The sequence below is a fragment of the Acinetobacter sp. CAU_H_S139_7 genome, from assembly GCF_058599305.1.
Map to the genome: position 1 here is coordinate 2,049,584 of NZ_CM178651.1, position 22,565 is coordinate 2,072,148.

20 protein-coding genes and 2 pseudogenes are annotated in these 22,565 nt (G+C 38.8%); 9 read left to right on the top strand and 13 right to left on the bottom strand.

All coding sequences use genetic code 11. The annotated features are described in order from the left end of the window. The first annotated feature begins 24 nt into the window (after window positions 1-24). Window positions 25-420, top strand: a complete 396-nt coding sequence (locus AC4MC0_RS10040) for a DUF3144 domain-containing protein (protein WP_004696747.1) — start codon at window positions 25-27, stop codon at window positions 418-420. Between the two features lie 121 nt (window positions 421-541). After that, window positions 542-1,606, top strand: coding sequence for an amidohydrolase family protein (locus AC4MC0_RS10045; RefSeq protein WP_004696746.1), 1,065 nt, complete (start codon window positions 542-544; stop codon window positions 1,604-1,606). A gap of 80 nt (window positions 1,607-1,686) precedes the next feature. On the opposite strand, the gene AC4MC0_RS10050 is transcribed toward AC4MC0_RS10045, so the two are convergent. The 3 genes from AC4MC0_RS10050 to AC4MC0_RS10060 all read right to left on the bottom strand — a co-directional run bounded on the left by AC4MC0_RS10050 (window position 1,687) and on the right by AC4MC0_RS10060 (window position 6,979). After that, entirely contained in the window at window positions 1,687-4,464 is a 2,778-nt protein-coding gene (locus AC4MC0_RS10050) for a M16 family metallopeptidase (protein ID WP_279044353.1), read from the bottom strand. Window positions 4,465-4,610: 146 nt separating this feature from the next. Continuing rightward, window positions 4,611-5,438, bottom strand: coding sequence for a PhzF family phenazine biosynthesis protein (locus tag AC4MC0_RS10055; protein WP_279044352.1), 828 nt, complete (start codon window positions 5,436-5,438; stop codon window positions 4,611-4,613). A 152-nt stretch (window positions 5,439-5,590) separates the two neighbouring features. Beyond that, a complete protein-coding gene (locus AC4MC0_RS10060) occupies window positions 5,591-6,979 on the bottom strand; it encodes an L-cystine transporter (protein ID WP_490737932.1) in 1,389 nt (462 codons plus the stop codon). Between the two features lie 159 nt (window positions 6,980-7,138). Between AC4MC0_RS10060 and AC4MC0_RS10065 the strand changes: the two genes are divergently transcribed. Continuing rightward, window positions 7,139-7,744: a flavin reductase family protein gene (locus AC4MC0_RS10065; protein WP_490737933.1), complete on the top strand. Its 606-nt coding sequence runs from the start codon at window positions 7,139-7,141 to the stop codon at window positions 7,742-7,744. Window positions 7,745-7,852: 108 nt separating this feature from the next. Continuing rightward, window positions 7,853-9,055 carry a YbfB/YjiJ family MFS transporter gene (locus tag AC4MC0_RS10070; RefSeq protein WP_490737934.1) on the top strand — a complete coding sequence of 401 codons (1,203 nt, stop codon included), beginning with the start codon at window positions 7,853-7,855 and terminating at the stop codon, window positions 9,053-9,055. A 204-nt stretch (window positions 9,056-9,259) separates the two neighbouring features. Here AC4MC0_RS10070 and AC4MC0_RS10075 read toward each other — a convergent pair whose 3' ends face one another. From AC4MC0_RS10075 to icd, 5 genes and pseudogenes are all read right to left on the bottom strand, one after another. Next, a complete protein-coding gene (locus AC4MC0_RS10075; protein WP_491887514.1) occupies window positions 9,260-9,748 on the bottom strand; it encodes a M23 family metallopeptidase in 489 nt (162 codons plus the stop codon). Window position 9,749: 1 nt separating this feature from the next. Further along, window positions 9,750-10,412 (bottom strand): annotated as a pseudogene (locus AC4MC0_RS10080) (IS1595-like element ISAcra1 family transposase). Window positions 10,413-10,443: 31 nt separating this feature from the next. Then, on the bottom strand, window positions 10,444-10,569 hold the full coding sequence (locus AC4MC0_RS10085; protein ID WP_279044365.1) for a hypothetical protein: 126 nt from the start codon (window positions 10,567-10,569) through the stop codon (window positions 10,444-10,446). Between the two features lie 377 nt (window positions 10,570-10,946). Continuing rightward, on the bottom strand, window positions 10,947-11,093 hold the full coding sequence (locus AC4MC0_RS10090; protein ID WP_279044366.1) for a hypothetical protein: 147 nt from the start codon (window positions 11,091-11,093) through the stop codon (window positions 10,947-10,949). 285 nt (window positions 11,094-11,378) lie between these two features. After that, complete coding sequence (gene icd, locus AC4MC0_RS10095) at window positions 11,379-12,632, bottom strand: NADP-dependent isocitrate dehydrogenase (protein ID WP_005401098.1); 1,254 nt, start codon at window positions 12,630-12,632, stop codon at window positions 11,379-11,381. Between the two features lie 386 nt (window positions 12,633-13,018). On the opposite strand from icd, the gene AC4MC0_RS10100 reads away from it, so the two are divergent. Further along, window positions 13,019-14,236, top strand: a complete 1,218-nt coding sequence (locus AC4MC0_RS10100; protein WP_004984978.1) for a tyrosine-type recombinase/integrase — start codon at window positions 13,019-13,021, stop codon at window positions 14,234-14,236. Between the two features lie 641 nt (window positions 14,237-14,877). Here AC4MC0_RS10100 and AC4MC0_RS10105 read toward each other — a convergent pair. The 3 genes from AC4MC0_RS10105 to AC4MC0_RS10115 all read right to left on the bottom strand — a co-directional run bounded on the left by AC4MC0_RS10105 (window position 14,878) and on the right by AC4MC0_RS10115 (window position 16,180). Continuing rightward, window positions 14,878-15,087: a hypothetical protein gene (locus tag AC4MC0_RS10105; protein WP_004676710.1), complete on the bottom strand. Its 210-nt coding sequence runs from the start codon at window positions 15,085-15,087 to the stop codon at window positions 14,878-14,880. 501 nt (window positions 15,088-15,588) lie between these two features. Beyond that, window positions 15,589-15,858 (bottom strand): hypothetical protein, encoded by a 270-nt coding sequence (locus AC4MC0_RS10110; protein ID WP_491887515.1) that lies wholly within the window; start codon window positions 15,856-15,858, stop codon window positions 15,589-15,591. A 94-nt stretch (window positions 15,859-15,952) separates the two neighbouring features. Next, window positions 15,953-16,180 (bottom strand): hypothetical protein, encoded by a 228-nt coding sequence (locus AC4MC0_RS10115; RefSeq protein WP_005005832.1) that lies wholly within the window; start codon window positions 16,178-16,180, stop codon window positions 15,953-15,955. A gap of 562 nt (window positions 16,181-16,742) precedes the next feature. Here AC4MC0_RS10115 and xseA point away from each other — a divergent pair. Together xseA and xseB are read left to right on the top strand one after the other, a co-directional pair. After that, window positions 16,743-18,005, top strand: coding sequence for an exodeoxyribonuclease VII large subunit (xseA, locus tag AC4MC0_RS10120; RefSeq protein WP_005005834.1), 1,263 nt, complete (start codon window positions 16,743-16,745; stop codon window positions 18,003-18,005). Next, window positions 17,998-18,192: an exodeoxyribonuclease VII small subunit gene (gene xseB / locus AC4MC0_RS10125; protein WP_004986572.1), complete on the top strand. Its 195-nt coding sequence runs from the start codon at window positions 17,998-18,000 to the stop codon at window positions 18,190-18,192. The genes xseA and xseB overlap by 8 nt, the downstream gene beginning before the upstream one ends. A 46-nt stretch (window positions 18,193-18,238) precedes the next feature. Here xseB and AC4MC0_RS10130 read toward each other — a convergent pair. Then, window positions 18,239-18,441: pseudogene (locus AC4MC0_RS10130) on the bottom strand (transposase); the annotation flags it as partial. Window positions 18,442-18,701: 260 nt separating this feature from the next. Between AC4MC0_RS10130 and otsB the strand changes: the two are divergent. Then, the gene (otsB, locus tag AC4MC0_RS10135; protein WP_005005835.1) at window positions 18,702-19,556 is read left to right on the top strand and encodes a trehalose-phosphatase; all 855 of its coding nucleotides are present in this window, start codon (window positions 18,702-18,704) and stop codon (window positions 19,554-19,556) included. Then, a complete protein-coding gene (locus AC4MC0_RS10140) occupies window positions 19,544-20,980 on the top strand; it encodes a trehalose-6-phosphate synthase (protein ID WP_010326898.1) in 1,437 nt (478 codons plus the stop codon). Before otsB ends, AC4MC0_RS10140 begins: the two co-directional genes overlap by 13 nt. A 61-nt stretch (window positions 20,981-21,041) precedes the next feature. Here AC4MC0_RS10140 and AC4MC0_RS10145 read toward each other — a convergent pair whose 3' ends face one another. Next, complete coding sequence (locus AC4MC0_RS10145) at window positions 21,042-22,232, bottom strand: MFS transporter (protein ID WP_005325067.1); 1,191 nt, start codon at window positions 22,230-22,232, stop codon at window positions 21,042-21,044. Window positions 22,233-22,565: the final 333 nt, after the last annotated feature.

Genomic DNA, 22,565 nt, shown 5'->3' on the forward strand with positions numbered 1-22,565 from the left:
ATTTATGTATTTTAGGACAAGTTCATGGTTCAGAAGATTGAAGCAACAGATGTAACCGAAGAAGAAGCGTTGAATGCTGCTTTTTTTGAACGTGCAGATGAATTTATTAAGCAAGCAAACGATTTTTGTCGCACTGAAAAAGGTTCACAAGTGAAACCTGCTGAAATACGTGGCCAAGTGAGTGCTGCGATGTTGTTTGGTACAGCCCGTTTTAACACGTGGGTGGCAGCCAACAACTTTAAAGATGGCGATGAAATGCGTGATGCCAAAGAGCAAGTGATGTCTTATATTTTGCAACAGTTCCAAATGATGCTTGAAGACAACTATGACGAATATTGTGAACAGTTTGAAAACTACCTTCGTTTCCGTCATAACGAAGAATTTCATGCCAACAAGCATGACCACAAACACGATCACTGATCAATCCAAGCCTGCCTTGCGCAGGCTTTTTTTATTTCGTCGTATTTGAAACGAAATACAATGTTGCAACACCTCAATTTACAGTAAGGTAATCGCTAAGGAATATGACTTAGGGAAGAACATGCAGCATTTGGACTTTGCACTCATCGATCCGCACATCCATCAGTGGGACCCCTATAACACGCCACATGCAGCGGCTTTGGCAGTCAAATTATTGGGTAAGCATCCTAAGCTTTTGGACAAAATGGTTCGTTTGGTGAAACCTAAAGATCTGATTGAAACCCTAGGCCTAACCCGTCATATCACACGTCCTTATTTGCCCCAAGACTATAAACTCGATACTGGCCCATACACAGTAGAGCAAGTGGTACATGTTGAAGCCAGTTGGCATCACAGCAAAGGTAAAGGTGTGGTTGAGGAAACTCAGTTTATCGAGTCTTTAGCTTTTGGGGCAGATACGGTCAAATTGGGTGGCATTGTCGCAACAGCTGACCCACGTGATCGTAACTTTAAAAAAATCCTAAAATTACACCATAAAGCTTCACCACACTTTCGTGGTATTCGTAAAATGGCGTCTTTTCATGAAGACAAAGCAATCCATTCGTGGACAGATGAGCCACACTTATATCGCAATAAAAAATTTCTCAAAGGCTTCGAAGTGCTGTCCCAATACAACTTGAGTTTTGATGCTTGGGTTTATTCCACACAGCTTGAAGATGTGATTTATCTGGCCAAGCAGTTCCCTGAAACTTCCATTGTGCTAGACCATCTAGGTACACCCGCAGGTTTATTTGGTCCAATTGGTGCAAATACAGGGATGACACAAACAGCGCGGGAAAATATTTTCTTTCGTTGGAAAGACGACTTAGCTGAACTTGCAAGCTATCCAAATGTCTATACCAAAATGTCGGGGCTTTTCATGCCTGTATTAGGACATCGTTTTCATAAAGAAGGCCGACTGGCTTCCAAACAAGAAGTCTTTGACCTTGCACATCCCATGATTACACATGCCCTTGCCTGTTTTGGAACCTATCGGGTAATGTTTGCCTCGAACTTTCCTATGGATTCGGTCAATACATCGTTAGTGAATATTATCGATGCCTTTAGCGATGTCGTCGCTGCCTATGAGCCTGATGCTTTAGAGCGCGTATTCCATCACAATGCCAAACAGTTTTATCGGCTTTAATTGAAAATTAATTCACAAAACCTATGACAAAAAGAACCCCTCAATTTTGAGGGGTTCTTTTTAGCTGAGAACTGAAATCTTTACTTTTTCAACGCTGGCTGCGCTTTGCCATATTGGTCAGCCATCACTTCAACCAACTGATCCAGCTTAATATACTTCTGAATCACTGCATCAACATCAGCTCTACTGATTTTGGCCAATGCTAAATCACGCTGCTCACGATCCAGTAAAGTACGATTACGTTTCATTTGAGGAATCAGCATGCGATGGATATTGCGACTATCTTCAAGTGCAGTCACACGCTTTTTCAAAATATCGGCCTTGGCAGCTTCCACTTCCTGTTCAGTAACGCCTTTTGCCAGTAACTCATTCAACACTTTATAGACCGCCTGAGACACTTGAGCCGATTTACCTGCGCTATAGTTTGCATCAATCGTCAGCGCTCCTGACTCCGTCCAGTCATCCAGCGAAATGCTGCTGCCAAAACCATAGACCAAGGCATTCTTTTCACGTAGCTCTTGCGCCAAACGAGAAGATAATTGCGACTCACCTAAAATGTGCTCGAGTACCTGTAAGGCTGGTGCATCTGGGTGGTATGTGCCCACGGGGAACGTCATAATGCTCTGATAGCTACCAAACTCACGCTGCTCTGACAGTGCATGTACACGCTGCGCTTTATATGCAGTAAAGTCAGAAGTAATTCGCTGATAAGGCGCTGCCGAATTCCAGTTTGCAAAAGCCTGATTTAAAGTCTTTTTCATCTTTTTCGTATCAATCACGCCCGTTACCGAAATTTGTGCATGATTCATCGCAAAAAACTGCTGATACAGCTGTTTAACCTGAGCTTGTGTTGCGGCCTGATACTGCTTCTTGACATATTCAGGCTCGAAGTGATGTCGAATATCCCCAATTGGATAAGTTTCAAGTAACCGAGCAATGGTTAAAGCCGCTACAGTTTCAGGCTCAGTATACGGTCGATCTAGACTTGCTAAGCTTTGTGACTTAATCAAATTAAACTGGCTTTGTTCAAAAGTTGGATTTTTAAGTACATCGATCACGAAGTTAAAAAATTCATCAAACTTTTCTTTCTTCGCCACGATTGAGATATTGATGCCGTTACCATTACTTGCTGCACTTGCACCACCGCCTGCGTCGATCGAGTGGTCAGCAATATCTTGCAAACTATATTGAGTTGACGCTCTGAGCAGTAAATAAGAAGTCAGGTCTAATAACTCTGCTTTATTAAACAAACTTTCTGCTGTACCAAAGTCAATCGAAATGGTGGCATAGGTCTTATCGTCACGCGTAGTACTTGGGTACAGCGCATATTGCATGCCATTTTTTAACTTGCCACGCTGAATTTGTTTTTCAGCACTTTCTAAATATTGCTTTGAACTTTTTACATATCCAGCCACTTCTGCTTTATACGCACTGACATCTTTCAATGGTTCTTCAGCCACGGTTTGCTGATCTAAAGTTTTTGTAGGCGTGGCTGCTGCCGCATGTTCAAGTGCTTTTTTCTGATCTTCTGGGGTCGGTAAAATAGTGCCTGAAATCCGATGCTCTGGGATCAAAAAGTCATCTAAACGTTGGTTCACATCAGTAACGCTGAGCTGTTGTAATTGTTGCTGATCTTTAAAGTATTGTGTCCAATCACCATTGGCAGAAACCACATAGTCACTGAGCATGCCACCGACTGCTGTTGCACTGCTGAACATGCTTTCTTGTGCATTTTTAATCATACTCTTCACACGGTTGAGCTCAACCTCATTGAAGCTTGGTGTTTTTTCTACACCAGTAACCAAAGCTGACTCGACTTTCTTTACATCATGGTTGGGTGCATAAACTGCACCCATAAACACCATATTGAAATCTTGGTCTAACCATGTGGTTGACTGAACTGCTGTCGCCGTTCCTGTTTCTACAATGCTTTGGTACAAATGCCCACTGGGTTGCATGGTGTATAAATACGGTGACACCGCCAGCGCAGTCTTAATGTTCTCGTTTTTACCATTCAGGTAGATATTATATTTGGCGAAATTACTGCCTTTTTTCACCACAAACTGGCGATCTTTAATCTTACTGGCATCTAAGACAGGCACTTTAACTTTCGCAGGCACAGCGCGCGTTTTAATCGCACTAAACTTTTCATCAATCTGCTTCAGTACAGCTGCTTGGTCAAACTTACCTGAAATGACAAATACCGCATTATTCGGTGCATACCAGTCACGATAAAACTTATTCAGTTCAGCCATTTTGATTGACTGTAACTCATTTAGATCACCAATCGGTAAACGCCCTAAATATTGATTACCATAAGCAGACTTCCACATCTGATCCATGAGTACCGAAAAAGGCTGATCCATACGGACTTCACGCTCGCGTTTTACAATCGCGATTTCAGACGGTACATATTTTTCTTGGAGCACCAAGCCGTCCATACGCTCAGCTTCAAGATGAATCAGCTCATTAATCGCATTTTGTTCAGGACGAACCACATTAATATATTTGGTTGAATAATAGTCCGTGCTGGCATTATTCATTAAACCGTACTGATCTAAACGGCGCTGAAACTCGTCCCCTGGAACATTTTTAGTTCCCTTGAACGCTAAATGTTCCAGTAGGTGCGCCAAACCGCCCTTACCTTTGGGATCGTTCAATGAACCAGTCAAATAGACCATATTCATATACACTTTATTTTCTTTATCGTTTGGCGCAAGAATAATACGTAAACCGTTATCTAATTTATATTCTTCAATTTTCTGTTCCGATTTTACCAATACGGGTTGTGCCCATACTGTGCCCCCAAAGCCAAGTAGCAATACCGACAAACTCAATGTTTTAAAACGCATTAACATTATTTTTCCAAATAATTCGACAAAATATGAATGATTCTCAACATCATAGAGGAAAGTGAAATTATTTTTATAGTAATTTGGTGAAAAATAGCATTTTAATCAATGCTTATTTTTCACCAGTAGTTTTAATTTAAGAGAATTACAACTTAATCTAAGTAAAGTTCAGCCGTCATATATAACTTGGCATAGCCTGAGATTTGGATCCGTGTTTCAGACTGAAGATCGCAGTAAAGCAATCCTCCACGGCTCGATGCCTGATAGGCAATCAATGAGGTTTTACCCAACTTCTCCGCCCACAAGGGCGCAAGACCTGTATGCATGGAGCCTGTCACAGGGTCTTCATTGATGCCTTTATGCGGTGCGAAATAACGCGCGATATAGTCATAGTCTTGCGACGTTGAAGTCAGGGTAACATCCAAGTTTTCAGCGGTAATAGCAGTACTGACTTTGTGCTTTTCTGCCATTTGACGAATTTTATCCAAGTTCGGTTTGGCATCCTTAACGGCCTGCTCAGACTCACACACTAAAATATAAGCCTGTGGATTTAAATAGACTTCTTTAATTTCACAATCGACCAATTCATGAATTTCCGCAGGATAGTCTTCTAACTTATGCGGTGCACGAATTGGAAAATTCATATGAATCTTGCCATCAACATCTTGATCAATGATAAAAACACCCAAGTCTTTCACATGAAACTGGATACGTTTGGCATCGGTATAATCCCGAAACAGGACGAAACTACTGGCTAAAGTCGCGTGCCCACAAAAGTCCACTTCAACCTGAGGAGTGAACCAGCGAATTTCATAGTTTTCAGCATCAATCACTTTCACAAAAGCCGTTTCTGCCAAATTATTTTCCAAGGCAATATTCTGCATCAAATCTACTGCTAACCATTCATCACGCACAATCACAGCGGCAGGATTACCTTTGAATAATTCAGTTGTAAAGGCATCGACTTGATACATTTTCATCGTTTTTCTCCTAAATTGAAGCTTTATTCTGCAAAAAACTGAGTAAAAAAGTAGATACAGTTTTTAGTCATTTATGGATACACGCCCAATAAAAAGAAGCCTAATCATGAAGATAGGCTTCTTTTCAGTTCATAAGCTATATATTTCTCAGCTTAAACTTCTTTTAAGTCCACATTGTCTTGCTCAAAAATACGCTTATCCGTTTGACCTAAGACTTGACTGGTCACGACACCTGCGGTCATAGAACCATTCACATTCAAAGCTGTACGCCCCATATCAATTAAAGGCTCAATTGATATGAGCAGTGCAACCAAAGTCACAGGCAAGCCCAGCATCGGTAGGACAATCAGTGCTGCAAATGTTGCTCCACCACCTACACCAGCCACCCCAATCGAGCTCAAGGTCACGACACAAACCAAAGTCAAAATCCAGAGTGGATCGAGTGGATTAATGCCCACTGTCGGTGCAACCATAACGGCCAACATCGCAGGATACAGCCCCGCACAGCCATTTTGCCCAATGGTCGTACCAAATGATGCTGAAAAGCTGGCAATTGACTCAGGTACGCCCAGACGTCGTGTTTGTGCTTCAATATTTAAAGGAATACTCGCAGCACTTGAACGGCTGGTAAATGCAAAGGTCAGCACAGGCCAAACCTTTTTAAAGAACTGAATTGGGTTCATACCTGTGAGTGCCAAAATCACGGCGTGCACGATAAACATAATCGCCAAGCCGATATAAGACGCAACCAAGAAGCCACCTAAGTTTAAGATGTCCGCCATTTTAGAATTGGCCACAATATTGGTCATAAGTGCGAACACACCATAAGGAGTGAGCATCATAATTAGACGCACCAACTTCATGACCCACGCTTGCAAGATGTCAATTGCAGACAACAGCTTTTGCCCTTTTTCAGCATCCGCTTTCATTAGGTTCAAGCCTGCAATGCCTAAAAACACTGCAAAAATGACTACACTGATAATTGAGGTTGGATGTGCCCCTGTCAGCTCGGCAAAAGGATTGCTCGGAATAAATGACAGAAATAAATCAGGCACTTGCAAGTCAGCCACTTGCCCGACATAGTCAGTTTGAATCGTATTTAAACGTTCAGTTTCTTGTGTCCCTTGCACTAAACCTGCCGCAGTTAAGCCAAACAGATTGGTCACCACCACACCGACAAATGCAGCAATTGCTGTGGTAAATAACAAAGTTCCAATACTGATAAAACTAATTTTACCCAATGAACCCGCATCGTGTAGCTTAATCACAGCGCCTAAAATGGAAACAAATACCAAAGGCATCACCACCATTTGTAGTAGTTTGACATAGCCTTTACCGACCAAATTAAACCACTGTACCGACTCTTGCAGTACAGGCGAATGCGTACCATAAAACCCATGTAAAGCGAGACCAAAAACAATACCGAGACAGAGACCTGCCAGTACTTTCTTCGCTAAACTCCAATCGGTTTTACGGGTTCGGCCCAGTAAAAAAAGCAATGCAATAAAAATGATGACATTGACGATTAAGGGGATATTCATATTGTTTCCCTAAATGATGCTGTCATAATTATAAATCAAAATTTAAACGGGCTTACCGTTTTGCGCCATATTCCACGCTGAATGTACAAATTTAGACTGAATTGGCAGTTTTAGAATGTGGTATAAAGCATTTAAACGGCTGTTAAAGTGTTCTTTTATATGAATCAATCTCTGCTTAATCCTCACATTCTGCCCGTCCCTTTAGAAAAAACATATCGGCTACTCAACCACGGCCCAACCGTGCTGGTTTCCAGTCAAGATGATGAAAGCACCGATGTCATGGCCGCGGCTTGGGCATGCGCCCTAGAGTTTAGCCCAGCCAAAGTGACGGTCGTACTCGATAAATCGACAAAAACCCGCAGTATTATTGAAAAATCGGGTTTGTTTGCGCTGCAAGTCCCTACACTTAAACAGCTGAAAATGGTCTACGCACTGGGCATGATCAGTCAATATGATGCTCCTGAAAAGTTACGTCAGTGTGGGGTCGAACTTTTTCAGTTTGGTCACAGCCCAATTCCAGTGGTTGAAGGCTGTAGTGCTTGGATTCTGTGTGAACTCATTCCTGAACCACATAATCAACAGCAACATGACTTGTTTATTGGCAAAGTCATTGCCGCTTATGCAGATGATCGTGTTTTTAGAGATGGGCATTGGTACTACCATGAAGCCGCAGATGAATGGAAAAGCATCCACCATGTTGCAGGCGGACACTTTTATACCATTGGTGATGCAGTGGATATCAATCAACTCAAAGATACTGATTAAATTGACTGCGCCTTTACTCCGCTCGACTAAAGGCGGACATCACCCGATTGTTTTATTGTAAATTTCATCTTATAGTTCAAGTGTATTTTTTAAACAAATAGTCAAATTATGATGAACAGGACGTTCTCAAGCACCGTACAACTGAGTCTCTTTCTCTGCCTGAGTATGTGCTTGGGAATTGGCATCTTACGTTTTTCTTATACCGCTCTGCTGCCGTCCACACGCGAAGCCTATGAGTGGTCACACAATTTCGCCAGCTTACTCGGTAGTGCCAATCTGCTGGGCTATCTGATCGGCGCATTTTGGGCGATGAAGTTGCCACAAAATGCAAAAATGCCGATCTATATCATTTTTGCTGCGCTCTTTGGTTCAATCAGCCTGTTTGCCTGTGCATTTGCGCATTTTAATGAAGTCTGGTATTTGGTGTGGCGCATCATTTCAGGTATCGGCGGTGGTTTGCTGATGATTCTATCGCCCAGTATTGTGGCACAGTGCAGTGAGTTACAGCACCGTTTTAAAATTAATCTCATTGGATTTAGCGGAATAGGAATTGGTGTATTGGCAGCCACGCTGTTTATGCCGTATTTAGACCGTATTGCAATCAGTAGCGCATGGTTCATTCTCTGTGGCTTTGCATTTGTCATTACATGGTTATTATGGATACTTGTTCACCCTTTCCAAAAACAACTGCACAGTATCCCTACAAGCCAGCCCCAGACTTATACAGTGAATAAAATTTACTATAGCTTACTCATTGTTTATGCCTGCAGCGCCTTTGCGTATATTCCCCATTCTTTGTTTTGGATTGATTATTTAAGCCATGTGTTAACGCTAAATTTATATTGGATCAATTTTAACTGGATTTTATATGGCTTAGGCAGCGCTTTGGGTGCAGCGACAGCTTATGCTTTAGCGCGTAAATTTGGCAACTTTCTGGCTTTAAAGATTTTATACAGTGTCTATATTGCGGCAGTTTTTATTGCGGTTCTGAGTTTCTCGCCTGTATTTACGCTCCTGTCTTCATTTCTCACAGGCCTACTGAACCCTGCGGTGGTCTTTCTCACCTCCTACACCATCTTACAACTCTACGGCTTGGCCTATAAAAAACTGTGGAGTATGGCGACACTCAGCTTTGCAACGGTACAGCTGGTTGGTGGCCTAAGTTTTAGTACCTTGCAGCATTTGGGTTGGTCATATCACTTTCAGTTTATGCTTGCTGCGGGAGTACTCGGTTTAGGAACACTGCAACTATTTTATTTTACTCGTAGGACATCCACCTCCAATCCAACAACTAAAAAAGAGGCCTTTTAAGCCTTCGCATTGAAGAGAAACAAAAAAGAATTAACCTACTTGCGTTAGTCGGGCGCGTTATAGAGGGTCATCCATGTTAAATACGTAGTGATATTTTTAACTTACTCCTAAATATTACAAACGTAAGGTGTAAGAATAAGAAAAGAACCTAATTGATATACCCTCTATGACCAATACAATGAACGCATTCAAACTTTTACAGCTTTAGATGAAAGCTCTGTTATTCAATGCATTTAAAGTTAAATACGGATAAGGATTTACGGCTCCTTTTCCAGTCCTATAAATTCCATAGTGCAAATGTGGTGGCGTATTCTTGGCATTGCCAGTGTTTCCGACATAACCCAACACCTCTCCTACTTCAACCCAATCACCCGTTTGAATATTAGGCGCATAAGCATCTAAATGTGCATAGTAGTGACGGCTTAAGTTTGGTCCCATTACCCATACTACTTGTCCACCTAGACTATTGAGGCCGACATCCAAGACAATGCCTGATGTAGCGCTTAAGACAGGTGTACCACGTTTAGCGAAGATATCAATACCTTGATGTTTTCGGCCCTGACCACGTGCAGCCCCCCCCCAAGTGTCCTGTATCTGCTTATGGCTTACACCTTGTACAGGCACATTTAAGATTTTCTCTAAAGGTGTCTTATATAATTGCCAAGGCTCTAGACTAGCAGATTTACACTTAATTTTACCTAATGAGGTTCCACAGCTCAGTTGCTAACTCATTAGGTTCCCTCATCCAACGCCATTCAGTTTCTTTAAGATGATAATCAAAGTACTCTTTTGATATGCCGTTAAACTTTGCTAGCCTTCGTTTACAAAAGCTCCAAAATGATTCTATTCCATTTATATGGCATTGTCCTCTAGCAAACTCATTTGCTCCGTGATTTACCCTAAAATGCTTTGAATAACCCACATCAACAAGACCATTATAGCCACGCCATCCATCACTATAAATCACACTCTCAAGTGAAACTTTACCAATGATAACCTCTTGTAAAGTCTTCATTTTACAGTCAGGTACGATTTCAGTATAGACGCGCCCATTACGTTCGAATATTCCAAACACTGGCTATTTTAGAGTCCCACGACCACGCTTTAACTTTCCATGAAACCCACGTTGCCTTTTCGCTCCAAAATAGCTTTCATCTACTTCTATTGAACCAACAAACTTAGCTCTTAAATCTGTTTGATGATCATAGATAGTTTCTCTAAAAAGCATGTACCAATAATTAATCGTATTACGATTTAAATTGAGTAATAAGGCTGTTTTGGAAGCAGGAATATCAACACAAAAGCATTGAATAATTTTTTTAATCTTGTAGTGACTTAATTTACTGTTTTCTATCATTATTCTAGACTAACATAATTATTCTGCTAGTCTAGAGCCATTGCCAATATAAATATGGATAACTCAAACCTGCTGCTTCACCCGAAGCGGGTGGCTGACATCCACTCATCAGCAGACTTGTACTTAAAATAGCTCCACTCAGAACTAAACGAGACATGATTCAACTACTCAGCTAATTTTTAGATATTAAAATAAGATAAAGTTACCTTTTCATACTAAATGCCTCATATATTGAAAGATATCTTATATATGTAACGGCAAAGCCCTCATATAAAATGAGGGCTTTGCTTCGAATAAACCACGTAAAACTACTTACACTTCTTCAGTTTTTTCTCTAAGGCTTTCAGCTTAGACTGATGCTTAGAGATTTTTTTTAAACGTGCTTTGATCTTCTGTTTTAATGTTTTCACAACATTATTCGACATAGGGGCCTCCTTTGGTTCAACTCCCTTTGATCGATTCTTCCTTGAAATACCTTTAACATTCGTTCATGAAATAGCAATACGCCTAGCGTTGATGCTGATTTGGGTTCGGTTAGTTTTGATTAGGCTGTTTTTGCGGATTTTGCTGTTCTTGTGGCTGGTTCGGCTGTTGCTGTTGTTGCTGCTGATCTTGCTGTTCTTGGGGTTGATTCGGCTGTTGTTGACGTTGTTGCTGATTATTTTGTTGTTGATTAGCCATGAGACTACTCCTTTTTCATCATTTGCCGTAGTTGACAAGTCCCACCTTACAGTAATAGGGAGAAAACCCAAGCCATAAGCTGTATCAAGGTGATTCAATGTAATTACATATATAAATTATGGTTAAGAATCAACTCCCCCTTATTATTCAGCCTTACCTATACTCACTCAAAACACTGATCCCTTAACCTAGCCTTACATTGTAATCATATTTCCACAGCTATTCTCAAGCCAACAAAAGAGAACCCGCAGTATATGCGGGTTTCTATCATTTTTAGCTTAAGGCTTATTCCATATTCGCAATAATAGCCTCACCAAACTCCGAACAACGCAATAAGGTCGCATTCGGCATTAATCGCTCAAAATCATAAGTGACTGTTTTCGCCTCAATTGCCCCTGAAATGCCTTTAATAATCAAATCTGCCGCCTCTACCCAGCCCATATCCCGTAGCATCATTTCAGCAGAAAGAATAATGGAGCCTGGATTGACTTTATCTTGACCGGCATATTTTGGCGCTGTTCCGTGCGTGGCTTCATAAACAGAAATCGCCCCACCAATATTCGCACCCGGCGCAATACCAATCCCTCCAACTTCTGCAGCCAGTGCATCAGAAATATAGTCACCATTCAGGTTTAAAGTCGCAATCACTGAATAGTCCGCAGGACGCATTAAAATCTGCTGCAAGAATGCATCGGCAATCACATCTTTAATGATGATGTCTTTACCATTTTTTGGATTTTTAATTTTTACCCATGGCCCGCCATCAATGAGCTCACCACCGAAACGGTCCATCGCAAGTTCATAACCCCACTCTTTAAACGCTCCTTCGGTATATTTCATGATGTTGCCTTTGTGAACCAAGGTCACACTCGGCTTATCATTATCAATGGCAAATTGAATGGCTTTACGCACAAGACGCTGCGTTCCCTCTTTCGATACAGGCTTAATCCCGATACCACAGTTATCTTCAAAGCGGATTTTAGTCACGCCCATTTCTTCTTTGAGAAACTTAATTACTTTCTTTGCCTCGGGAGAATCGGCTTTCCACTCAATTCCTGCATAAATATCTTCTGAGTTTTCACGGAAAATGACCATGTCAGTCAGTTCAGGGTGCTGAACAGGTGATGGTACCCCTTCAAACCAACGTACAGGGCGTACACAGACATACAAATCTAATTCTTGGCGTAGCGCCACGTTCAAAGAACGAATGCCCCCGCCGACGGGTGTTGTTAAGGGGCCTTTAATTGAAACCACAAACTCGCGTAGCGCATCAAAAGTTTCTTCTGGCATATAAGAGCCATAAATTTTATTGGCTTTTTCACCGCAGTAGACTTCCATCCACTCAATCGAGCGTTTACCACCATATGCTTTTTGTACTGCAGCATCTACTACAGTTTTCATGGCTGGTGTAATGTCGACACCAATACCATCGCCTTCAATAAAAGGAATAATCGGTTGATTTGGAACATTTAATGATAAATCTGCGTTTACGGTAATTTTACTACCATCCGCAGGAACGATGATCTTCTGATAACCCATTTTGCAGGTGCTCCCTTTTATTATAATTGGCAAATTTAAAAAATAATTGCCGATAGACAATACTTTCCACTCTTCTTATCGCATAATAGCTTAATCGAATTCCGCTGTTTTTGAGATTTATACGAGAAATAACTACATTTCTCTATTAAATAAATCTTGATATTTCTTATTTTATGTAATTACAGAAGTTATTGACTATGAAAATCGTCATCCTGAATAATGCTGATAATATGAGTCTGTATCAATCCGTTACAATCTAATGAAAACCACTAAAACCCTTACAAAACAAAACTTACACTCTATTTTAGTCTTTTTTATTCTATTTTAATCCTCAATAAAAACGGGTATCTTAACGGGTAACATATTTCTATTAACAAGATACCCGTATGCTCACCGATGCAAAAGTCAGAACTTTAAAATCACTAGAAAAATCTTACCGAATACTTGATGCTGAACGTTTATATATTGAAGTGCGCCCGACTGGTAAAAAAATTTGGCGATTCAAATTTGTCTTACATGGAAAAGAAGGGACTATTAGTTTTGGCGAATACCCTGCAGTATCACTTCAGGATGCTCGTAAGCTTAAAGACGAGGCTAAAGCTAAACTTGCTAAAGGCTTGAACCCTGTTGAAGAAAAGAAAAAAGATAGAATTGAAAAAGAATTGGCTGTTAACAATACATTTAAGGCCATTGCTCAAGAATATGTTCAAGAGAGAATGAAGTACAAATCAGAGGACTATATCGGCCGTTTTAATAATTCTATGGAAAAGGATGTCTACAAAGCCATTGGCAATAAGCCAATCAATGACGTTAGCTCTGCAGATATCTTATCCATTATGAAGAACACTGTTCAACGTGTATTAAGTCAAGGGAAGCATGGCACTGGTGAGTCTGCTGCTAACCTTAATCGTAGATTCATTGGTTTAGTTATGCGCTATGCAATTGTGACTTTACGCGCTGATAACGATCCCACCTACGCGGTAAGGGAGGCCATTGAATCCCCTGAGGTAGAACATGCTCGACCACTTGAAAAGCATGAGAAGAATGCACTACGACAAAATATTGATAGTTATGGAGGTTCTACAACCGTTAAGAATGCATGTTTGGCAATGCTTTACTCTATGCTCAGGACTGTTGAAATAAGAAAAATGGAATGGAGTTTTGTAGATTTTGAAGAGAAGATTATCAAATTTCCTAAAGCCTCTAGACGATTAAAGCAAGAACGAATAATGAAGAAAAATCGAGTTCATATCGTTCCCATTTCCAATCAATTACTTAATATTTTGAATGAACAATATGCTTTTACTAAAGATCAAAAATATGTATTCCCTTCCCCGCAAAAAAGAGACTGCATGATCTCTAGAACTACTCTAAACAAAATGCTTACATATATTGGCTTAAATCAAGTAACAGCTCATGACTTTAGGGCTACAGCCTCAACTGAATTAAATGGCCTTGGCTATAATACTGACTGGATTGAAACACAACTAGCCCATGCCGAAGTAAATAAGACCCGCGCTTCATATAACCATGCGAAATATTTGACTGATCGTAGAAAGATGCTTCAGGATTGGGCAAATATTGTAGATAGCTGGAGCACATGAATTATTGCATATTCCTATATAAACCTACCATCTATTCTTGGCTTTGTTGCACAAAGATTTCATAACTATATGATTTTAAAAGTTTTGATAATTTTATGATCTAAAATTAAATTTATTTAAATCAGATGCTTACATATTTATGCAACAAAGCCATTAATTACTCGTTTGTTACGTAAACGAAACTTCCAGTAAATATTGTAAATTCATAATTACACTAAAATTTAACCAGTTTACATATTCTATCCATATTGTGATGTAGTTATATCTTGCAATAAAAAACCACCCGAAGGTGGTTTAACTAAACATCATGGACATCTGTCCAAACTCATAAATGAGTAATGTGAGACCAAATGCTGAGGCTGAAAATACGAGTACTTCTTGCGAGGTCATATCCATCTCCTTCTATTGTTCTATTTAATGCTCTAGTCATTAAGAATGCATTTGACTCTAAATGCAAACAATTATCACAAATTCTAGGGATAGACATGTAAGAGATTTTATAAAAGTAACTGTGACGTTAATTAAGTGTATAAAGTTGTATAACAACATCCATAAGAGAAAAAAACCTCCGCGAATAATAGATATCGAACGGGGTCTTTTATGTCTGATCCGTTTTAAAAAAATAGAGGCTTAGAACTCTCTTAAGATGGATTGCTTAAAAATTTACGCATCTGTCTATGTCTTCTAGTGAGACCTAGTACCTCTTTACGCTTAATAATTTCATCTTCAGTAAAAGGCAGATGATTGATAAGCTGCTCAATCACCATAAAACTATTTTCAATTAAGAAACTATCTTGCTCGGTTGTCCAATTTGAGGTTATATGCTCAGATTTTTTAGACTGTCTTTTCATAAAAAGAAATTATACCTGTTTATAAGGACTCTTGACTTTCTTCAAGCACTCTCGGCATACACAAATTTCTTTTTGGTCATTGGTGTAATCAATCTCTCTAGCACCATGAAGGCCAAATATACACATTAATAATCTGATCATCTTATTTCTCCTTTAAGTACTTAAAAGCTATATATCTTAGGCATCTATATTTATATGAATCCCTGTAAGACAGCATTTCGAACAACTTTATCGAAGTTTGAATGAAATGAATTTTCAGTAGTGTGACTCTTTAACAATAAACAGAAACTTGCTACCGCACCTATGCTCACCAAAGTTAAGAATTTCATCTTTAATTCCATCCATGTAGAACTTTTGATTCAAACATATCACTGTGATTTGTATTTATCTAACCGCCTTCTGATGAATTACTGTTCATAATGTAACCACATTATTATTTATGTAATTGAATTTGTTAAACAATGAAACAATTCCTATTAAATTACACTGATTTATTACAACTTATAAATTTAAAGCTTTATGTGCCCATTTCAGAAATTTATCTTTATCGTTGAAATTAGGGACATTCAATAAATTGATATAGGAAACTTCACCAAAGTTTCCTGAGATTTTATTTGATTCAAGAATTGTAAAATCTTCTTCTCGTCCTACATGTACTTCCCGAAAAAACTCCGTAACTTTCCGATCAAGGTTTAGTGAGGTAAACGCCTCTCTTTCAACTAAAAAGTCATAGATCTGGCTAACCACATGTAGTTCAAATTTTCTATTCATTTTTTCCGTTCTCATAATTATTTTAACAATTGGTTCAATTTAAACTAATTTCTTTTACGGATAAAGACAATAAAAAACTTACTATCAGGGACAGTTAAATAGATTTTCGCTTAGTCTTTGCCAGTAAGATCTCTATACGTTGAGTAACTTCCAACAATTTAAGCTCAGCATCACGCCAAAAATAATAGACGTCACCATGTATGACATACATTTGCTTAATGTAGTTTTCTGCTTTTGTCTTGTTTACTTTTTTAGCATTAAAACATGGTTTATCAAGCACTATTACCCTGCCATCTAAATCACCACCGATACAAATATTCATTTCTATTCTTCTTGTTGTAAGTAATGATTAAAATATATCAGAACAAAAAAGCGCAATTATTTGAACGCACTTTATCGACTAAGCATCTGATAAAAAATTAAAATTTATACCAATACGATTAAGTTAAGCTCCTATTAAAAAAGCCCTACATTTCTGTAAGGCTTTCCCCTTGGTCTTTTGCGCCGAAACAAGGAATCGTTGTTTTTATTTACAACAAAATAATTAAATCATTAATCGAATAAAAAATGAAGAAAAAAAAACCTGCAACTTGGGGAAGGTGCAGGTATAAACTGATATTAACTACCATGGAGAACTTAATACCAAATAATATACTTGGTTTATATTGAGATCTCATTCGCATTTTATACCAAATTATCTAGTAACAAAAAAAGCCCATCAAATGATGAGCTTTTTACGGTAATTAAGTGAATTTCTATATGTACGTCCACTATAGAAGAAATATGCCATATACCTTGATCAAGGTCAAGTGAGCATATTCTCAATTTGCACTTATAGCTTTGCTTTAATACTATTCATCTAACCACTTAAAATAATTGACCTAATGTCTGAACCTCAGTTTTCTCTTAGTGATTATCTATCCACAGTACAGGAAGTAATTCAAATTACTTTCAATGAGCCTGTATGGGTGAAAGCTGAGATCCGTAATCTAAATATTAAGGGCGGACATTACTATCTTGAGTTAGCTGAAAAGGATGAAAGTACCGACAAAGTTATAGCGAGTTGTAAAGGAACCATCTGGAAATTTATAGCTCAGAAAATGGTGCTTAAGTTTGAAAGAGAAAGCGGTGTAGAGCTTTCAAAGGATTTAAATGTCTTGTTAAAAGTTAGAGCCAAGTTTGATCCTCAGTATGGCTTTTCGGTGAATGTTGAAGATATTGATTCAAGCTATACGCTTGGAGACATTGCACGGCACTATCAACAAATTTTAGAAAGACTTACCTCTGAAGGCCTATTAAATAAAAACAAGCTCGTCCCTACTCCTTTTGATATTCAGAATGTCCTGGTAATTGCTCCTGAAAATGCTGCAGGTCTAGGTGACTTCAAAAAAGATGCTGATGCTTTAGAAAAATCTGATGTATGTCATTTCAAGTACTACTCAGCAACATTCCAAGGGAACACAGCTGCGCAAAGTATTATCACCTCTCTAAGTAATGGCCTCAGACAATGGGCTACCGATTTCAATACACCACCTGATCTCATTGTGATTATTCGCGGCGGTGGTGCTGTAAACGACCTTGCCTATTTAAATGATTATGAACTAGCAGCATTGTTGGCCAAACGAACCGTTCCGATTTGGGTCGGCATTGGTCACGAGAAAGACCGTACGATATTGGATGAAGTTGCAAACCGTTCTTTTGATACACCAAGTAAGGTAATTAGTGGCATTCGTAATCTAATTGCTGAACGGACTCAGGATGTCTTAGATTTATTCCAAACCATTAAGCTATTATCCCAACATCAAATCACGGCGTACCAAAGCCAAAATGATCAATACATGAGAGTGATTAAGACGCTTGCGCATGGACAGATTAATGAAGCAAATAAGAGCGTAGATTTGATGCTAAGCACCCTACATTATTTAGCCCAGCAACAGATCAAACTGGCAACTAATCAAGTCGAATCACTGCTGCGGGAAACCCTAATTCAGAATCCAAGAACCGTGATGGCTAAAGGCTACGGAATTGTTCGTAGTGAAGGAAAAGCTATTCGCTCTATTCAACAGATTTCAGGTGATAGCATCCAGGTCGAATTACAGGATGGCACCATTCAAGCAAATGTAACGAAGGTAATTAGTAATGAGTAAAAAAGAACTCTCTTTCAAGGAAGGCTATGGAGTCCTTAAAAAGAATGCCGAGCTATTGGAGTCACAGGAAGAGCCAGACATCGACAATTTAATGAAAATCGTTGAAGAGTCTATGGTGGCATACAAAGCCTGTAAAACACGTGTTGATGCTGTACAACAAGCTTTGAATGAGACATTTAAGGAATAATAAGTTAATAATATGGGAAAATTTTATTTTACTTTTTGGTCTACATTAGATGGAATAAGGATTTGATCATTAAACAATATTGAATAGCGGTGTCAGAGTAAGTTTGATTTCGACCATGCTTGCCTTGTGATTGTGCATACACTAGGTCTTTGGATCGAACCAAATGGCAATATTCCCACGATTAATGAGAGCTCGGTTATATGCGGGCCAATTGGTTGTGCGGTAGATTTTGTGTGTAGGCTTCTTCATTTGAAAATTATATTGCTGAAGAAGCCTTCAAGAATAGGTTTATGCAATAAAGCGACTTCAACTTATACATCTTTGTGTAGCAAAGCTATAATAAATATAAAAAATGAATTCTTATTAAAAATGTAAGAAATATTTACCATGTATTCTAAGCATTACTGATGTAAATTACGTTCTACTTGTGTTTGCTTATTGACAACTTAAGTATTATAAAAAAAATATCAACCTATAATAAAATATAATTGAAATATGAGATACTAAAATTGAGAAATATAATAGATGAATCAATTTCACAATTAGAATACTTGAACTCTTTATTAAGAGACAAGCTTAACTCAAATTACAATAAGCCATGTCTATTCTTAGATATAGATGGAACTTTATCTGATTTTCAATTAGATCCTACTAACAGTTATATTCCGACTAAGACTTTAAATATTTTAAGACAAATTATTTCAAATAAAATTCCTGTTATAGCTGTGACAGGACGAGACATTGATTCTGCACGTAAATTATTTGAATCCCTTGATCTTCCAATTGCTGCATTGCATGGATTAGAAATATATCTTGGAAATGAAAAAGAATTACGTACACCAAAGGGTTTCTTAGAAATTTCACATATTCACAAAATTTTAGCTCGAGCATGTATCGCCTATCCAAGTTTACTGATTGAAAACAAGAAATCATCAATTGCGTTGCATTATAGGAAAGCTCCAGAGCTAGAAGATATAGCAAAAAAAATAATGTTAGAAGCTCAAAAGATATTCCCCAACCTAAGATTAATTCAAGGGAAATTCGTTTATGAATTAATACCCGCTCAAGCCAATAAAGGCTTGGCAATCAAGGAAGTTTTAGCTCATTTAAACCAGTATGAGGTTTACACACCAATTTTCATTGGTGATGACTTTACGGACGAAGATGGTTTTTATTTTGTGAATCAGTTGGAAGATGGCATCTCAATCAAAGTCGGTCAAGGGCTTACCCATGCCAAATACCAGCTTAAAGACACAAAGCAAGTATATGATTTTTTAGAATTATTTTTAGACCATATTCGAAACCATGATAACAATTTTAAGGGTAACAACAACTTAGATGGAGAGAAAACATGTCTAAATTAATTATTTTATCGAATCGAGTCAGTATTCCCAACGGGCAAAAAACTACCGCAGGTGGGCTTGCAGTCGCTATACAAGATGCATTAGATGATATTGGTGGTGTATGGCTCGGATGGAATGGCGAACGAGTTCATAAGCAAGAGGAAGTACATTTTAATATTTTTCGGAAGGATAAAGTTGATTATGTCACCTGCCCTTTAACAAATTCTCAATATTCAGATTATTATGCAGGGTTTGCCAACAATTCACTTTGGCCTGCCATGCATTATCGTTCAGACCTGATTGAGTTTAAAACATCAGAATACGAAGGATATCAAAAAGTAAATTCTTTATTCGCTCAAAAACTTGCCGAAATTGCAGATCCAGACGATACCATTTGGGTTCATGATTATCATTTTTTAAGTGTGGCGAAATATTGCCGTGAACTCGGTATGCAGAATAAAATTGGATTTTTCCTGCACATTCCTTTTGCACCTTTATTTATCTGGCAAAAAATTCCATGTGCTCAACAATTGATTGAGGATCTATGCCAATACGATGTGGTGGGTCTACAAACAGATAAAGATCAAAAAGTGTGTATGCAAGTATGCACATCTTTATTGAACGCACAGAAAATTCAACAAACTTTATTAAGCTACCATCAACGTTTAACCATAATTAAATGCTATCCAATTGGTGTAAATCCAACAGCGATTCAAAAAGCGGCTCATAAGTTTATTGATGTACAAGACTTCCTTACCCGTCCAGTAGAGCTGAATGCTGCAAAAACCATTATCGGCGTAGATCGGATTGATTATTCAAAAGGTTTACTGGAACGCTTTTTGTCCTATGCAGAGTTCTTAGAGAAATATCCTGAGTATCAGCAGCATATTCAACATTTACAAATTGCTTGCCCATGTCGTTTGGAAGTTCCAGCTTATCAACGTTTATTTGAGCGTTTCAAGATTAAGATCGAGATGATTAATCAGGAATTTGCAAAGGAAGAGTGGCAACCCGTGGAATGTATTTATGATGCAATAAAACATCATCATTTGATGCAAATCTATCGTCAAGCCGATGTGTGCTGGATCAGTTCAATACGAGACGGGATGAATCTGGTCGCGAAAGAATATATTGCCGCGCAAAATCCATCAAATCCTGGTGTACTTATTCTATCCAAATATGCAGGTGCAGCGGAACAGATGTCTGAAGCACTTCTGGTTGATCCCACCGACAAAATGGCGATGGTCAATGCCTTAAAAAAAGCACTGGAAATGCCACGACGTGAACGTATTTCACGTTACAAACAACTGATGAAAGGTTTAAAAGATTTTGATATTAATGAGTGGCGCAATGCATTTCTTAACGACTTACAGAACAAAACCGCTATGCAGGATTTCAGATTCCTGGGAATGCGTAACGTTAACCCTATTTATCAAAATTTATAGTACTTTGATTTGTAAGGAACTGGCAGTATCCAGATATTGCCAGTTCAATTCACTATGAGGCTTATTTCACATAAGTAAACCGATTTAAAGCCACAATCAATAATAATAGACCCGATAGTGCCATAAACACTGTACTTAGGCCAATCAGCTCACTCACCATTCCAATGAAAGCAGGTCCAACCAGAATACCCGTATAAGCCATGGTCGAAACACAAGACAATGCAACTGCGCTCGGCATCACCGTCTGACGTCCAGCACGGGAAAACATGATCGGGACGATGTTAGAACAACCTGTCCCAACCAGTGTATAACCCACTAAAACCAGCCACCAATAAGGCGCGATACTGACCAAAGCTAAACCTAAAGTTGCACAAATCGCGCTATAGGTTAAAAGCTTTTTTTCACCAAAATAACGGATCAGATAATCCCCCGTAAAACGTCCTGTGGTCATGGCAATCGCGAAGAAGGTATACGCCAATCCCGCAAAAGCGGCATTAACTCCATATTGTTGCGTTAAATAAATACCACTCCAGTCCATCGCCGCACCTTCCGTCATGAAAATGATGAAGCAGGCAATACCAATTAATATAATCAAAGGTTGTGGCAGACGCTGTCGTATCGACTTTTTCACTTTCGATGACGCTTCAAGAAGGGTGTTTTCTACAGCTTTTATGTTGTATGGCACTGAAAGAAAAACAATAATTACCAACAGTAAACTCACAGCAAATGCGCTCATAACAGACGAAATACTTAAAGCAAGCAATGCAGTAATCGTCAGTACCCCAGCTAATCCGCCTAGACTCGCCATACCATGAAAGCCAGACATCAATGATTTTAAGCTATTTTTCTCAACCACTACGGCCTGAATATTGAGTGCAACACCCAGACTTCCTGCTGCTGTACCAAATAAGAATAAGGTGATCGCCATCATTAACGGCGAGGTCCATAAGCTTAGGCTTGGCAATAAAACGGCAAGCAAGAGTAAAGCGAAACCGATCGGCACACGACAACCAATACGCTGAACAATTTTACCTGTCGCAGGCATAGCTAGCATTGCACCTAAGCCGCTGCATAATAGCAACAAACCAAAATCGGCATGATTAAAATGCAAACGTTGCTGGGCAAAAGGAATCAGCGGCGCCCATGCAGCCGTGGCGAAACCAAGACCGAAAAAGCTAAAACGAGTTGAAAGACGTTGAGCACTTAATTGAATTTCAGGATCAATAAGAGCAGTTCTGGAAAAAAGGATCATTTAATACCATCCACACAAATTAACTCAGAGCGTCCATCTCGGATAAATCGCCATAGAAAAACCCCTGCTAATCTATAGAGAAGTTCTATAAATCCACAGAGGCTTTTATGGCGAAATTATACACAAAACCAAGCTAAAAATAGTATTTTTTGCAAGAAATAAAATCGCTACATATCAATCATTTATCTTCATTTATTTAAATAAAATTAAAGCGTTTATTTTTAACACTTTTTATTCTTAGCTTTTCAATTAAACAAGGCAAAGATATGAATTTACTTAAGTTTTGAAGAAATGACTGAATTAAGCAGTTCATTTATAAAGCTGAATAATATA

Excerpts from the sequence above, each read along its gene's own strand:
- AC4MC0_RS10040 (WP_004696747.1), top strand. The coding sequence starts at position 25 with ATGGTTCAGAAGATTGAAGCAACAGATGTAACCGAAGAAGAAGCGTTG.
- AC4MC0_RS10045 (WP_004696746.1), top strand. The coding sequence starts at position 542 with ATGCAGCATTTGGACTTTGCACTCATCGATCCGCACATCCATCAGTGG.
- AC4MC0_RS10050 (WP_279044353.1), bottom strand. The coding sequence starts at position 4,464 with ATGTTAATGCGTTTTAAAACATTGAGTTTGTCGGTATTGCTACTTGGC.
- AC4MC0_RS10055 (WP_279044352.1), bottom strand. The coding sequence starts at position 5,438 with ATGAAAATGTATCAAGTCGATGCCTTTACAACTGAATTATTCAAAGGT.
- AC4MC0_RS10060 (WP_490737932.1), bottom strand. The coding sequence starts at position 6,979 with ATGAATATCCCCTTAATCGTCAATGTCATCATTTTTATTGCATTGCTT.
- AC4MC0_RS10065 (WP_490737933.1), top strand. The coding sequence starts at position 7,139 with ATGAATCAATCTCTGCTTAATCCTCACATTCTGCCCGTCCCTTTAGAA.
- AC4MC0_RS10070 (WP_490737934.1), top strand. The coding sequence starts at position 7,853 with ATGATGAACAGGACGTTCTCAAGCACCGTACAACTGAGTCTCTTTCTC.
- AC4MC0_RS10085 (WP_279044365.1), bottom strand. The coding sequence starts at position 10,569 with ATGTCTCGTTTAGTTCTGAGTGGAGCTATTTTAAGTACAAGTCTGCTG.
- AC4MC0_RS10090 (WP_279044366.1), bottom strand. The coding sequence starts at position 11,093 with ATGGCTAATCAACAACAAAATAATCAGCAACAACGTCAACAACAGCCG.
- icd (WP_005401098.1), bottom strand. The coding sequence starts at position 12,632 with ATGGGTTATCAGAAGATCATCGTTCCTGCGGATGGTAGTAAAATTACC.
- AC4MC0_RS10100 (WP_004984978.1), top strand. The coding sequence starts at position 13,019 with ATGCTCACCGATGCAAAAGTCAGAACTTTAAAATCACTAGAAAAATCT.
- AC4MC0_RS10105 (WP_004676710.1), bottom strand. The coding sequence starts at position 15,087 with ATGAAAAGACAGTCTAAAAAATCTGAGCATATAACCTCAAATTGGACA.
- AC4MC0_RS10110 (WP_491887515.1), bottom strand. The coding sequence starts at position 15,858 with ATGAATAGAAAATTTGAACTACATGTGGTTAGCCAGATCTATGACTTT.
- AC4MC0_RS10115 (WP_005005832.1), bottom strand. The coding sequence starts at position 16,180 with ATGAATATTTGTATCGGTGGTGATTTAGATGGCAGGGTAATAGTGCTT.
- xseA (WP_005005834.1), top strand. The coding sequence starts at position 16,743 with ATGTCTGAACCTCAGTTTTCTCTTAGTGATTATCTATCCACAGTACAG.
- xseB (WP_004986572.1), top strand. The coding sequence starts at position 17,998 with ATGAGTAAAAAAGAACTCTCTTTCAAGGAAGGCTATGGAGTCCTTAAA.
- AC4MC0_RS10140 (WP_010326898.1), top strand. The coding sequence starts at position 19,544 with ATGTCTAAATTAATTATTTTATCGAATCGAGTCAGTATTCCCAACGGG.
- AC4MC0_RS10145 (WP_005325067.1), bottom strand. The coding sequence starts at position 22,232 with ATGATCCTTTTTTCCAGAACTGCTCTTATTGATCCTGAAATTCAATTA.